At 64.2% G+C, this 13569-nt stretch carries 11 protein-coding genes; all 11 read right to left on the bottom strand.

Translation table 11 applies throughout. The annotated features are described in order from the left end of the window. Nucleotides 1-5 precede the first annotated feature (5 nt). Complete coding sequence (ftsA, locus tag JET14_RS07100; protein ID WP_024708061.1) at nt 6-1325, bottom strand: cell division protein FtsA; 1320 nt, start codon at nt 1323-1325, stop codon at nt 6-8. Beyond that, nucleotides 1322-2239 carry a cell division protein FtsQ/DivIB gene (locus tag JET14_RS07095; protein WP_200338012.1) on the bottom strand — a complete coding sequence of 306 codons (918 nt, stop codon included), beginning with the start codon at nt 2237-2239 and terminating at the stop codon, nt 1322-1324. The genes ftsA and JET14_RS07095 overlap by 4 nt, the downstream gene beginning before the upstream one ends. Further along, a complete protein-coding gene (locus JET14_RS07090; RefSeq protein WP_200337403.1) occupies nt 2236-3159 on the bottom strand; it encodes a D-alanine--D-alanine ligase in 924 nt (307 codons plus the stop codon). The genes JET14_RS07095 and JET14_RS07090 overlap by 4 nt, the downstream gene beginning before the upstream one ends. Before the next feature lie 211 nt (nt 3160-3370). Continuing rightward, nucleotides 3371-4339 carry a UDP-N-acetylmuramate dehydrogenase gene (gene murB, locus JET14_RS07085; protein ID WP_200337402.1) on the bottom strand — a complete coding sequence of 323 codons (969 nt, stop codon included), beginning with the start codon at nt 4337-4339 and terminating at the stop codon, nt 3371-3373. A 12-nt stretch (nt 4340-4351) separates the two neighbouring features. Continuing rightward, complete coding sequence (gene murC / locus JET14_RS07080) at nt 4352-5752, bottom strand: UDP-N-acetylmuramate--L-alanine ligase (RefSeq protein WP_200337401.1); 1401 nt, start codon at nt 5750-5752, stop codon at nt 4352-4354. Next, entirely contained in the window at nt 5749-6864 is a 1116-nt protein-coding gene (murG, locus tag JET14_RS07075; protein WP_200337400.1) for an undecaprenyldiphospho-muramoylpentapeptide beta-N-acetylglucosaminyltransferase, read from the bottom strand. Before murG ends, murC begins: the two co-directional genes overlap by 4 nt. A gap of 8 nt (nt 6865-6872) precedes the next feature. Then, nucleotides 6873-8033 carry a putative lipid II flippase FtsW gene (ftsW, locus tag JET14_RS07070; protein ID WP_200337399.1) on the bottom strand — a complete coding sequence of 387 codons (1161 nt, stop codon included), beginning with the start codon at nt 8031-8033 and terminating at the stop codon, nt 6873-6875. Between the two features lie 3 nt (nt 8034-8036). Continuing rightward, entirely contained in the window at nt 8037-9443 is a 1407-nt protein-coding gene (gene murD, locus JET14_RS07065; RefSeq protein WP_200337398.1) for a UDP-N-acetylmuramoyl-L-alanine--D-glutamate ligase, read from the bottom strand. Between the two features lie 11 nt (nt 9444-9454). Continuing rightward, the gene (gene mraY, locus JET14_RS07060; protein ID WP_024708069.1) at nt 9455-10555 is read right to left on the bottom strand and encodes a phospho-N-acetylmuramoyl-pentapeptide-transferase; all 1101 of its coding nucleotides are present in this window, start codon (nt 10553-10555) and stop codon (nt 9455-9457) included. Nucleotides 10556-10688: 133 nt separating this feature from the next. Next, nucleotides 10689-12095 (bottom strand): UDP-N-acetylmuramoyl-tripeptide--D-alanyl-D-alanine ligase, encoded by a 1407-nt coding sequence (locus JET14_RS07055; protein ID WP_200337397.1) that lies wholly within the window; start codon nt 12093-12095, stop codon nt 10689-10691. A gap of 2 nt (nt 12096-12097) precedes the next feature. After that, entirely contained in the window at nt 12098-13555 is a 1458-nt protein-coding gene (locus tag JET14_RS07050; RefSeq protein WP_200337396.1) for a UDP-N-acetylmuramoyl-L-alanyl-D-glutamate--2,6-diaminopimelate ligase, read from the bottom strand. Between the last annotated feature and the right edge of the window lie 14 nt (nt 13556-13569).

Below are 13569 nucleotides of genomic sequence, written 5' to 3'. Positions count from 1 at the left end.
GTTCTTTAAAAACTTTCCCTGAACCACTGGCCGACGCGTGACAGACGTCCGCCTCCCGATGGCAGAAAACCCCGCTGTTCGCCGCCATAGGTCTCGCTTTCCGCAAGCTGCGGATAGATCAACAGTCCCGCTGCCGTGGCAAAGGACGGGCCCTTGGCCGGAAGCGGCAGACCGGAAACGCCCATCGGACGGCCGATCCTGACATTGCGGCTCAAGATGCGCCGCGCGAGTTCGCACAGGCCGATCAGCTGACTTGCGCCGCCGGTCAGCACCACCCGTTTGCCGACAACCGCCGAATAGCCCGAAAGCTGGATACGGTCGCGGATCAGCTCGAGCGTCTCCTCCACCCGTGCCCGGACGATCTTCGACAGCAGCGCCTTGGAAATCTGGCGCGGCTGGTCATGGTCGTCATGGCCGATCGAAGGCACCGCGATCATCTCGCGTTCGTCCGCGCTCGAGGCGAGCGTCGAACCGTGAACGCATTTCAGCCGCTCGGCATCTTCCAGGCGGGTGGACAGGCCCCGCGCGAGATCGGTGGTCACATGATGCCCGCCGAGACTGATCGCGTCGGTATGCACAAGCCGGCCTTCGGAAAAGACCGAAATCGTCGTCGTGCCGGCGCCCATGTCGATCGCCGCGCAGCCGAGTTCGACCTCGTCGTCGACAAGGGCTGCAAGTCCGCTGGCATAGGGCGTCGCCACCATGCGCTCCACCGAAAGATGGGCGCGGTTGACGCAGAGTTCGAGATTGCGCAGCGCCAGCCGCTCGGCTGTGACCACATGCAGGTCGACGCCGAGCGTCTCGCCATACATGCCGAGCGGATCGCGGATGCCGCGCTCGCCGTCCAGCGTGAAGCCGGCCGGCAGCGAATGCAGCACCTGGCGCTCGTCGTTGATCGAGCGGCGCGAGACGGCCGACAGCACCCGGCGCAGATCCGAGGCATCGACATCCTGGCCGCCAAGATCGATCGCCGCCGTATAGGTATCGCTCTTGATGCGACCGGCCGAGACGTTGACGATCAGGCTGTCGATCGTGATGCCGGCCATGCTTTCGGCCGCATCCACCGCCTGGCGGATCACATGCTCGGCCGCATCGAGATTTACGATGACGCCGCTCTTGATGCCCTGCGAACGCTGATGGCCGATGCCGATGATCTCGATATTGTGGGTGCGCCCCGGGAGGATCTGGCTTTCGGCGCGCGGGGTCAGCCGCGCGATCATGCAGACGATCTTCGACGAGCCGATATCGAGCACGCTCACGATATGCGTCTTCTTCGCGGAAAGGGGTTTTGCCCGGCCGAAGCCGGCGCCGCCGAACAGGCTCACAGGCGCCTCCCCTTGTTCTTGATTGTCTTTTCGAGCGCCTCCGTTGCCGCCTGACGCCGCTCCATGGCTTCGGGCGTCAGCTGTATGGCGATCCGGTCCTCAAGCCTGAGATCGACGGCGGCGATCTCGCGCTCCAGGATCGACCGGCTCTCTTCAAGGCTCTTGAGACGCCCGAGCGCGGTTTCCGTTTCCTGCTGCGGCAGTTTCACGATCATGCCGTTGTCGAGATAGAGGTCCCAGCGGCGGCCGTCGACGCGCTTGTAGGCGCGCACGCGCTCGGAAAGCGCCGGCCAGCCTTCGAGCAGGCCGTCGATGTCGGCGGCGGCAAAATTGCCGCCCTGGCCGAGAACCAGGGGAAGCCGGCGAAATTTCGGCGCGCTGAGCGGGCCGATGACATTTCCGTTCTGCTCGATCATCAGTGTCCGGCCGTCTTCCTGCTGCCAGAGCGCGTAAGGTTCGCGTTCGGTCAGCGTGATCTTCAGCGTCGAAGGATAGATCTTGCGTACATCGGCTTCCGCCACCCATGGCAGGTTCAGAAGCTGCCCGCGCGCCAGCTGGACGTCGATGCCCCGCAGCGAATAGGCGCCTTCGAGGCCGAGGCTTTGCAGAATGGCGATCTCGGAGGTCTGCTCATTGCCGGATATCTCGATATCCTCGACCGCAAAGCCGGCAATCTGGAAGGCCGCGCGGCGCAAAAGGTCGCCCTTGTCGGCAACGGCAATCGCATTCGCGCCGACGGCAACGAAGAAGACGAGCGCGGCGAGGCTTCCCGCATGGCGCGGCACGGGCGTGCGGCCGGTGAGAAGGCCGGTCGAAACGCGGACCACGCGCCTGACGGGACGCGGCAGGACGCCGCTCCGTCCGACGGGTTCGCTGCGGCCGTTCTCGGCCGTATCGCCCTTTTTCGCCTTCATCGCAAACACGAAGCGTCCTCCACCATCCACCGGAGAAATGCACCAAAATCATAGCCGGCATCGGCAGCCATCTCGGGTACCAGGGAGGTTTCGGTCATCCCGGGCTGGGTGTTCACCTCCAGCCAGATGATGCCGTCCTCACCCAGCGTCTCGTCGAAACGGAAATCCGAACGGGAAACGCCGCGGCACCCGATTGCCTGATGCGCCTGAACGGCCAATGATTGAATCTTTTGGTAAATATTCGGTTTAATTTCCGCAGGCAGAATGTGTTTCGATCCGCCGGGCCGATATTTGGCGTCGAAATCGTAGAATTTCTGGCCGACGGGAACGATCTCGGTCACGCAGAGCGCCGTGCCGTCCATCACGCCGCAGGTGAATTCGCGACCCTTGATGAAGCGCTCGACCATGATCTTCTCGCCGAAGGTCCATTCGTTAGACGAGATCGATTGCGGCGGATTTGCCTGGTCCTCGTCGACGATCAGCACGCCGAAGGACGAGCCCTCGTTTATCGGCTTCAGAACATAGGGCGGCGCCATCGGGTGGGTATTGCCGATCTCGCCGCGCTGAAGAATAAGGCTGTCCGCAACCGGAACGCCGCAAGCGGCAGCAACCCGCTTGGCCTGGGCCTTGTCCATGGCGAGCGCCGAGGCCAGCACACCGGAATGGGTATAGGGGATTTCAAGATATTCGAGGATGCCCTGCACCTTCCCGTCTTCGCCGAAGGGGCCGTGAAGCGCATTGAAGGCGACATCGGGCTTTAGTTCGGAAAGCACGGTGGCGACATCGCGGGTCACGTCGATCCGGCTGACGCGGAAGCCTTCGGCTTCCAGCGCATCGGCGCAGGACTTTCCCGACGCCAGGCTGACCTGACGCTCGGAGGAAAACCCGCCCATTAATACAGCCACATGTCCGGAACTCATACCCGTCCCCGCCTTTGCCGGCAAAAGCCGGACCAACACCTGGAATACCGCTTTTTTGAGGAAAGCGTTTCTTGTCCCCATTAGTGAAGGAGGATGGTTAATGAAGTGTTTACTTTGGTTAACCGGATGAGAAAAAGCTGTTCCGGTTGAGGCTTTTAGCCCCGCCTGACAGCGCTAACGCCCTGCCACAAGCGCCTTGCCGCGCCGGGTCTCAATCCAGATCCTGAGGCACGAATTCGTAGACATCGCGGCCAGCGAGGAAACGTCCGACGCGCCGGATTTCCCATTCCAGCAGGATGCCGGAGTGGTTGTAGACGCGTTCGCGCACGGTCTCGCCGAGATATTCCAGATCGTGGGCCGACGCATTGCCGCGATTGATCATGAAGTTGCAGTGCATCGGCGACATCTGCGCACCGCCGATCATCAGACCGCGACAGCCTGCCTCGTCGATCAGCCGCCAGGCCGACTGGCCGTCGGGATTCTTGAAGGTTGAGCCGCCGGTCTTCTCCTGCACCGGCTGAGCGGTCTCGCGGTGGGCACGCACCGTCTCCATCTCGTCGCGAATCGCCGACCGATCCCGGGCAAAGCCCTCGAGCAGCGCGCCGGTGAAGATCACGCCCTTCGGCACGGCGGCGGAGCGATAGTCATAGCGCATGGCCTCGCGCGGGATCGTCACTTTCTCGCCGCTGCGGTCCAGACCATAGATCTCCACCACGCGTTCCGAAATTTCCGTGCCGTGGGCGCCGGCATTCATCGCCAGCGCGCCCCCAAGCGAGCCGGGAATGCCATACATGAAGGAGAACCCGCCAATGCCCTGATCCATGGCAAAACCGGCGATATGCTTGTCCGGCGAAATCGCGCCGGCGATGATCCGGTTCTCGCCCGCAACCTCCTGCTGGCCAAACCCCTTGGCCGAAAGGCGCACCACCGCGCCGGAAAGCCCACCGTCGCGCACCAGCAGGTTCGATCCGACGCCGATGACGCTCAATGGCACATCCGCCGGAAGCGCCCGCAGAAACAGCCGGAGATCGTCCTCATCGAGCGGCTGGAACAGAAGCTCGGCCGGACCGCCGGCGCGCAGCCAGGTCACCCGCTCCATCGCCGTATTGGGCACGAGCCGGCCCCGCAGTTCGGTCGCGGCCTTGCCGAGCCTTGCGATCAGTTCTTTACCGTCAAGCATGGATCCGCTCCATCACGCCGTTTCTTCGAGCGCGAGCGGCAGGCGCGCGGCCCACTGGGTGATGCTGCCGGCGCCGAGCATGACGACGAAATCGCCCGGTTCGGCGACGCCGGCGATGCGTGCCGCCAATTCTTCCTCGGCGGCGAGATAGCGCGCGTCGCGGTGACCGGCGGCCCTTATGCCGGCAGCGAGCGTTTCGCCGTCATAGCCTTCGCGGGGGTCTTCGCCCGCCGCATAGACGGGGGCGATGAACACCGTGTCGGCATCGTTGAAGCAATTGGTGAAATCCTCGAACAGGCTCTCCAGCCGCGAAAAACGATGCGGCTGGTGGATGGCGATGATCCGGCCGTTGCAGGCCTCGCGCGCGGCGCGCAGGACGGAGCGGATCTCGACCGGGTGATGGCCGTAATCATCGAAGATCTGCACATCGTTCCAGGTGCCGACCAGCGTGAACCGGCGCTTGACGCCGCCGAAGGCCGCAAGGCCCTTGCGGATGTCGGCTTCGGAAATATGCAGCCGGTCGGCAACGGCAATGGCCGCCGTCGCGTTCGAGACGTTGTGGCGGCCGGGCATCGGCAGCGCCAGGTTCTCGAGCTTCACCGAAGGCCGGCGGCGGCGGCGGATATCGACGTCGAAGATCGTGTGGATGCCTTCATTGCGGATATTGGAGAAGCGCACATCGGCCTGGCGGTTCTCGCCATAGGTGACGATGCGCCGGTCCTCGATCTGGCCGACAAGCGACTGTACTTCCGGATGGTCGAGGCACAGCACGCCGCAACCGTAAAACGGCACGTTCTCGACGAACTGGCGGAAAGCGGCGCGCACGCCGTCAAACGTACCGTAATGGTCGAGATGTTCGGGATCGATATTGGTGACGACGGCGATTTCGGCCGGCAGTTTCAGGAAGGTTCCGTCGGATTCATCCGCCTCGACCACCATCCATTCCCCCTCGCCCATGCGCGCATTGGTGCCATAGGCATTGATGATGCCGCCGTTGATGACCGTCGGATCGAGATTGCCGGCGTCAAGCAGGGCGGCAACCATCGAGGTCGTCGTGGTCTTGCCGTGGGTGCCGCCAATGGCGATCGCGTCACGAAAGCGCATCAGTTCCGCCAGCATCTCGGCGCGGCGAACCACCGGCAGGTGTTTTTCGCGGGCGGCGACGAGTTCCGGATTGGCGCGCTTGATCGCCGAGGAAACGACAACCACTTCCGCATCGCCCAGATTCTCGGGCCGGTGACCGATGGAAACGGCAATGCCCTTTTCGCGCAATCGCTGAACATTGGCGCTTTCGGCCTGGTCGGAGCCCTGAACCTGATAGCCGAGGTTCTTGAGAACCTCGGCAATGCCGCTCATGCCGATACCACCGATGCCGACAAAATGAACGACACCGATCGCCTGAGGCATTTTCATCTTTCCGTTCCTTCAATCTTTCTGCCCGACGCCAGAGCCTCAGCCATGTCGGCGAGCCGTTCCGTCGCGTCGGGTTTGCCTGCGTCCTTTGCCGCGAGCGCCGCGGCAGTCAGTTTCTCCGGATCATTCACCGCTTCGGTTAACAATTCCGAAAAGCGCTCGCCCGTCAACGCGGACTGGCGCACGACCTCTGCCCCGCCGTTCGCCGAGACCAGCGCCGCATTGGCCGCCTGGTCATGATCGAGCGCATGGGGATAGGGCACATAGATCGCCGGACGCCCGATAACGGAGAGCTCCGACACCGTCGAGGCGCCGGAGCGGCAGACGACGAGATGAGCCTCTGCGATCCGCCGGGCCATGTCGGAGAAGAAGGGCGAGATGTCCGCCGGAATGCCGAGTTCGGCAAAGCGCGCGGTCACCTGATCGACATCTTCCGGCCGCGCCTGCTGCGTGACGCGGAACAGGGCTCGCATCTCGGGCGAAAGGCGGGCAAGCGCATCGGGAACGGCATCGGCAAAGAAATGGGCCCCCTGGCTTCCGCCGAAGACGAGGAGGTTGAAGGGCGCGTCCACCGTCCGCTCGTCATAGGCGGTCTTCGCCGCCTCCAGAACGGCAGGCCGTACCGGATTGCCGGTCGGGAAGATCTTGGCGCCGAGCGGCTCTCCCTCGCCCGTCAGGAAACCGCCGGCAATGGCGTTGACGCGCGGGGCCAGCATCTTGTTGGCGCGCCCCATCACCGCATTCTGCTCATGCAGCATGGTCGGAATGCCGCTGGCCGCAGCCGCATAGAGCGGAGGCACCGTCGGATAGCCGCCGAAGCCGATCACCGCGGCAGGCCTGAACGCGGCGAACAGCGACCGCGCCACGCGCGAGCCCTTGAACAGCGTGAAGCCGGCCCGGACGATCGAGATCGGGTTCTTCGAGCCGATCGTGGCCGAAGGCACGATGTGGATCTTCTCCGCCGGAAAGCTTCCCGAATAGCGCTCGGCGCGACTGTCCGTCACCAGATGGACCGTGTGGCCCCGGCGTATCAGTTCATGCGCCAGGGCTTCCGCCGGAAAAACATGTCCACCGGTCCCGCCGGCGGCGAGGAAGAAGAGCTTGCTTTCCATGGTAAAACCTATTCCGCTGGGACGCCGCGCGATCGGCCCGGCTGAAAGAAATGGTCCTGTCGGGCGCGCTTTTCCGGCCGGTGGCGCGTCAGGGCCAAAATAAAGCCCGCGCCGACGCAGGTTGCGATCATAGACGAGCCCCCGGCCGAGATCAGCGGCAGGGTCATGCCCTTGGCCGGCATCAGTTGCAGCGCGACGCCGATATTGATGATCGACTGCATGCCGATCTGCAGCACGAGGCCGGCGACGGCGAAGCGGGCGAAGTCATCACGTTCGCGATAGGCGTGCGTCAGCCCGCGCAGCACGATGAAGGCGAAGATCGCGACGATGAACATGCAGAACAGGATGCCGAATTCCTCCGCCGCGACGGAGAAGACGAAGTCCGTATGGCTGTCCGGCAGGCGGCGCTTGACGATGCCCTCGCCTGGCCCGAGACCGAAAAGCCCGCCCTGCTGGATAGCCTTGGCGGCAAGTTCGACCTGGAGATTGTCGCCCTCGCCGGTGAGAAACCGGTCGATACGCGAGGTCACGTGCGGCAGCCAGGCATAGGCCGCGAGAAAACCGGCAACGCCCGCGCCCGCGAGCCCGGCAATCCAGATCCAAGACATGCCGGCCATGAAGAAAATGCCGCCCCAGACGATGCCCAGAAGCACGGTCTGACCGAAGTCCGGCTGGGCGATCAGGAGCACGGCGGAAATGATGAACAGCAGTCCGGCAAAGAGATTGCCCGGAATCTCCGGATAGCGGTGGTGCTCGGCAAACAGCCAGGCGCAGACCACGGCGAAGGCAGGCTTGAGGAATTCCGACGGCTGCAGCGAAAAGCCGGCCAGCACGATCCACCGTCTTGACCCGTTATTGGCCGTGCCGATGAAGAGCGTCGCGACCATCATCATCAGCGAACCGACCAGGATGATCACGGCGAGCCTTCGGATCATCCGCGGCGAACAGAAGGAAAGACCGATCATCACGGCAAGCGACGGCGCAAGGAAGATCGCATGACGACGGACGAAGTGGAAACTGTCATAGCCAAGGCGATCGGCAACGGCGGGCGAAGCCGCGAAGGAGAGCATGAAACCGATGCCCATCAGCGCGATGAAGGCCGCGAGCAGCCATCGGTCGATGGTCCAGAACCAGTCCGCGATCGGTCCGCGTTGAACGCGAGAGACCATGGCTTATTTCCCCTTGCCGCTGTCATCGGGCGGGCTTACGCCGTCAAGCGCCATCACGGCGCTGACGAAGGCATCGCCCCGTTTTTCGAAACTTCCGAACTGATCGAAACTGGCGCAGGCCGGCGACAGGAGAACGACCGGCGCCGCCCTGTCATCCGCCGCCGCGTCGCCCGCCGCATCGCGCACCGCCTGTTCCAGCGTGCCGGACAGCACGATTTCACTCCGGCCGGCAAGCGTCTCGGCGAAGGCGTCTGCCGCCTCCCCGATCAGATAGGTTTTGGCGATCTTCGGAAAGAAGGTCTCAAGCGCGGCAATGCCGCCCTGCTTTGCCCGTCCGCCGGCAATCCAGTAGATCGTGTCGAAGGTCTTCAGCGCGGGCGCTGCGGCTTCCGCATTCGTCGCCTTGGAATCATTGACGAACAGCACCCTGCCGCGCCGCGCGATCGGCTGCATGCGGTGGGCAAGCCCCTTGAACGTCGCGATGCCTTTTTCGATTTCAGAATCAGAAAGCCCGACCGCACGGCAGGCGGCAATCGCCGCGGCGACATTCTGGCCGTTATGCGCGCCGCGCAAAACCGCATGACCGGAAAGGTCGACAACCACGCGGCCATCGCCGGCTGAGACAATGGCCCGCCCGTCAAAGGCAAGACCCGCCTCGACATGGGTGATATCCGCCGAAACCGGGACAACCGCATGGCCGGCATCGATCAAACGGCGTGCGATGGCGCGGCAATAGTCGTCATCAGCGCCGACGACCGCGGTCGCAGCGCCGGCAACCAGCCGCGCCTTGATCGCCGCATAGCGGTCCATGTCGCCGTGCCGGTCGAGATGGTCCGGCGTAAGGTTCAGAAGAAGGCCGACATCGGCATCGAGCGTCGGCGCCAGGTCGATCTGGTAGGAGGAGCACTCGACCACGTAGAAACGCTCCGGCGCAAGCGGATCGAGGTCGAGCACGGCGCGTCCGATATTACCCCCAACCTGAGCGTCGCGACCGGCGTCCTTCAGGATATGGCCGATCAGCGCCGTCGTCGTCGACTTGCCGTTGGTGCCGGTGATCGCGATCAGCCTGGCCTCGGGGCAGGTCGCACGGCGCTCGCGGGCAAAGAGCTCCACATCGCCGATGATTTCGACGCCGGCGGCCTGCGCCAGTTCCACCGTCCAGTGCGGTTTGGGATGGGTGAGCGGCACGCCGGGCGCCAGAACAAGCGCGTCGAAGCTATCCCAATCCGCCTCCCTCAGGTCGGCCACGGCAATACCCGCTTCGGCCGCCGCCGCCCGGCTTTCCGCGCGGTCGTCATAGGCGACCACATCCGCGCCGCCCGCCACAAGCGCCTTCGCGCTCGCGAGGCCCGAGCCGCCGAGCCCGAAAAGAGCGACTTTCTTGCCGGAAAAGACGGAGACCGGGATCACGGATTGTTTTCCTATCGAAGCTTCAGGGTCGAAAGGCCGATCAGGGCGAGGCCGAAGGAGATGATCCAGAAGCGGATCACGACCTGGCTCTCGGTCCAGCCGAGCTTTTCGAAATGGTGGTGGATCGGCGCCATCAGGAAGACCCGCTTGGCGGTCTTCTTGTAGACGGCGACCTGGATGATAACGGAGAGCGCCTCGAGCACGAAAAGGCCGCAGATGATCGCCATCACGATTTCATGCTTGGTGGCCACCGCGACGGACCCGATCAGCCCGCCGAGCGCCAGCGAACCGGTATCGCCCATGAAAATCGCCGCGGGTGGGGCGTTGAACCATAGAAAACCCATGCAGGCGCCGATGACGGCGGAGAGCAGCACCACGAGCTCGCCCGTGCCAGGCACGTAGTTGATCTGCAGATAGGTTGCGAAAACCGAGTTGCCGACCACATAGGCGATCAGCGCGAAGGAGCCGGAGGCGATGATCACCGGCACGGTGGCAAGCCCGTCAAGCCCGTCGGTCAGGTTCACCGAATTGCCGGCGGCGACGATCACGAAGGCGCCGAAGGGAATGAAGAACCAGCCGAGATCGATGATCACGTCCTTGAAGAACGGAAAGGTCAGCGCCGAGCCGAGCGTCGCGCCGTCGATCGTCGCCAGATTGGCGGCATACATCATGAAGGCGACGGCAACGCCGGCGATGATGAATTCGAAGAACAACCGCCGCCTGCCGGAAAAGCCCTTGTCGGACTGTTTGGTGACCTTGAGATAGTCGTCGTAAAAACCGATCGCCCCGAAACCGAGCGTGACCAGCAGCGTTGCGACCACATAGGCGTTTGAAAGATCGGCCCACAACAGCGCGGAACCGACAATGCCGGCGAGGATCATCAGCCCGCCCATGGTCGGCGTGCCGGCCTTCTTGAAATGCGTCTGCGGACCGTCTGCGCGGATCGGCTGGCCCTTTCCCTGCCTGATTCTGAGCGCGGCGATAATGCGCGGACCGAAGAGGAAGACGATCAGGGCCGAGGTGAAGACAGCAGCGCCGGAGCGGAAGGTGATATAGCGGAACAGATTGAAAAACTGGAACTTGTCGGACAGCTCCACAAGCCAAATCAGCATGAACGCCCCTTTCCAGCGACGGCGGAACGCGCCGAACCAGCCCCCGAACGGGCCGCAACCGGCGCTTCATAATTGCGTATCTCGCGGCATGTCAAACGTCTGTTTACCACGAAAATCGTTTATCAGCGGTTTATCACCGCGCGGGATAGGCCCCGGTCAGTCTCGCGACGATCCTGCCGAATCCCAGCCCGTTGGATGACTTTACCATCACCGTGTCTCCGGCCGCGACCGCGCCGACGGCGAATTCCGCCAGTTCGTCGGCATTCGCCCGGTATTCCACAGCAATACTTTCCGGAAGAGCGTCTCTGAGAACCTGCATATGCTCTCCCGCAAGCCAGACATCGGTGACGCCGGCCGAGACCAGCGGCCCGGCAAGCGCCTCATGCGCTTCGGCGGCATAGTCGCCGAGTTCCAGCATATCCCCGAGTATGGCGATCCTGCGTCCGTCGCCCGTGCCCGCGCCCAGCAATTCCAGAGCGGCGCGCATCGAGGCCGGATTGGCGTTATAGCTTTCATCGATCAGGGTGAAGCTGCCATTGCCGATCGAAAGCAGCCGGCGCTGCCCCCTGCCCTTCAGCTGTTCGGCATTCTCGAGCGCTTCCAGGGCTGCATGGGCGTCGCCGCCGGACATGGAGATCGCGGCAAGCGCCGCAAGCGCGTTTTCCGCCATGTGCTGGCCGGGCAGACCGAGATTGAAGGAAACCGGCTCTTCCGTGCCGAGCAGCGCCTGGACGTGCCCCTTGTCGCCGACGGTGCGGTAGTCGAGCAGGCGGAACAGCGCCTTGGCATGCTCGCCGAAGGAAACGATCTGCGCGCCGCAATTCTTCGCGACCCGCGCGAGCGCCTCGAATTCCTCGATATCGCGGTTGATGACCGCCGCCCCCTCCGGCTCCAGCCCCTCGAAGATCTCCGCCTTGGCGGCGGTGATTTCCCGGAGCCCGGAAAAATTGCCGATATGAACCGGCGCGATCGTCGTCACCAAAGCGACATGCGGGCGCACCAGTTTTGTCAGCGGGCGGATTTCGCCGGAATGGTTCATGCCGATCTCGAACACGCCGAATTCGGTGTCGGCAGGCATGCGCGCGAGCGTCAGCGGCACGCCCCAGTGATTGTTGAAGGAAGAGACCGCCGCATGGACCTTGCCGGAAGCCTTCAGCCCGCGCGCGATCATCTCCTTGGTCGAAGTCTTGCCGACCGAACCGGTGACGGCGATGATCCGGCCGGAAACGCGGGCACGGGAGGCCTCGGCGAGGCGCACCATCGCCTCCAGCACGTCATCGACCACGATCATCGGACAGGTGAGACGCCCGAGCGCCGGCAGCTTCGCCTCGGAGATGACCAGAAGCCCCGCGCCGTTGGCGGCGGCAAGCCCTGCGAAGGAATGGCCGTCCACCCGGTCGCCCTTGATGGCGAAGAAGGCTTCGCCGGGCGCGATCGAGCGGCTGTCGATGGAAATGCCGTTGACGCCTTCCGGCAGTTCGCCCAGCGGACGGCCATCCATGGCCGCGACCATTTCGGCTGATGTCCATAGCAAACTCACGGTCAGATACCCTCCAGCGCTTTTTTCACTTCGTCAATATCGGAGAAGGGGCGCGTGACGCCGTTGGCCGTCTGCCCTTCCTCATGCCCCTTGCCGGCCACGATCAGCGTATCGCCGGTCTTCAACAGAGAGGCCGAATGGATGATGGCCTCGCGGCGATCGCCGATCTCGATGGCGTCGGGCGCGGCGGCCATGATCTCGGACCGGATCACGTCCGGCTCCTCCGAACGCGGGTTGTCGTCGGTGACGATCACGATATCGGCAAGCCGCGCGGCGATCTCGCCCATGATCGGCCGCTTGCCCTTGTCGCGGTCGCCGCCACAGCCGAAGACGACGATGACGCGGCCGGTGGTGAAGGGCCGGACGGCGGCCAGAACCTTTTCCAGCGCGTCCGGCTTGTGGGCATAATCCACATAGGCCAGCGCGCCGTTTGCCGCCTTGCCGGCAAGCTGCAGCCGGCCGTCTGCGCCTTCGAGTTTTTCGAGAGCGGCAAGCGCATCCTTTGCCGGAACGCCGGTGGCGACCGCAAGGCCGGCGGCGACAAGGGCATTCGATATCTGGAATTCACCGGCCAGCGGCAGGCGCACCTCGTGGATCGCCCCCTCATGCAGAACTTCTGCAAACTGGCTGTCGCGCTTCTGCTCGGCGCGTTTCAGCGTCAGGAAATCGCCTTTGCGGCCCACCGTCAGCACTTCGTGCCCGGCCGCTTTCGCGGCCTCGGCGGCGCGGCCCGACCATGCGTCGTCGGCGTTGATGACGGCCGGCAGGCCGCGCGGCAGAACCCGGTCGAAGAGATGCATCTTGGCGGCGAAATAATGTTCCACCGTCGGGTGGTAATCCATGTGGTCGCGCCCGAGATTGGTGAAGCCGGCCGCCGCAAGGCGAACGCCGTCAAGCCGGTACTGGTCGAGCCCGTGGCTGGAGGCCTCCATCGCCGCATGGGTCACGCCGTCGGCAGCCAGTTCGGCGAGCAGCGCATGCAGGACGGCGGGATCCGGCGTCGTCAGCGCGCCATAGTCCTTGCGGCCCGGCGCCGTCACGCCGGTGGTGCCGATCATGGCGGCAGGATGCCCGGCATGGGCCCAGATCTGGCGCGTGAAGGCGGCCACCGAAGTCTTGCCGGCCGTTCCGGTCACGGCGATCATGGTCTGCGGCTGGGCGCCGAAGAAACGGGCGGCGGCAAGCGCGAGGAACAGGCGCGGATTGTCGACCTGCAGCACCGGTATCCTGGCGCTGTCGAGAGCGGTCGCGCTGACGGCGATCGCAGCTCCCCTTTCGGCCGCATCCTCTATATAGGCCGCGCCGTCGGCCCTGGTGCCGGCAATGGCGACGAACAGGGCGCCGGGCTTCGCCGTCCGGCTGTCGGCGGTCACCCCGGTGATCTCGATCGCGCCGGCGCGCCCGGCAAGCGCCGCATTCAGTTCAGGAAAGGCCGTTCCGGCAAGCATCCGCATCAACATTGTCGATATCTTCT

The organism is Martelella lutilitoris (assembly GCF_016598595.1).
Lineage (GTDB): Bacteria > Pseudomonadota > Alphaproteobacteria > Rhizobiales > Rhizobiaceae > Martelella > Martelella lutilitoris_A.
The sequence above is the reverse complement of the archived record's forward strand: the minus strand, read 5'-3'. Positions and strand labels throughout refer to the sequence as shown.

Excerpts from the sequence above, each read along its gene's own strand:
- JET14_RS07095 (WP_200338012.1), bottom strand. The coding sequence starts at position 2,239 with ATGAAGGCGAAAAAGGGCGATACGGCCGAGAACGGCCGCAGCGAACCC.
- JET14_RS07090 (WP_200337403.1), bottom strand. The coding sequence starts at position 3,159 with ATGAGTTCCGGACATGTGGCTGTATTAATGGGCGGGTTTTCCTCCGAG.
- murB (WP_200337402.1), bottom strand. The coding sequence starts at position 4,339 with ATGCTTGACGGTAAAGAACTGATCGCAAGGCTCGGCAAGGCCGCGACC.
- murC (WP_200337401.1), bottom strand. The coding sequence starts at position 5,752 with ATGAAAATGCCTCAGGCGATCGGTGTCGTTCATTTTGTCGGCATCGGT.
- murG (WP_200337400.1), bottom strand. The coding sequence starts at position 6,864 with ATGGAAAGCAAGCTCTTCTTCCTCGCCGCCGGCGGGACCGGTGGACAT.
- ftsW (WP_200337399.1), bottom strand. The coding sequence starts at position 8,033 with ATGGTCTCTCGCGTTCAACGCGGACCGATCGCGGACTGGTTCTGGACC.
- mraY (WP_024708069.1), bottom strand. The coding sequence starts at position 10,555 with ATGCTGATTTGGCTTGTGGAGCTGTCCGACAAGTTCCAGTTTTTCAAT.
- JET14_RS07050 (WP_200337396.1), bottom strand. The coding sequence starts at position 13,555 with ATGTTGATGCGGATGCTTGCCGGAACGGCCTTTCCTGAACTGAATGCG.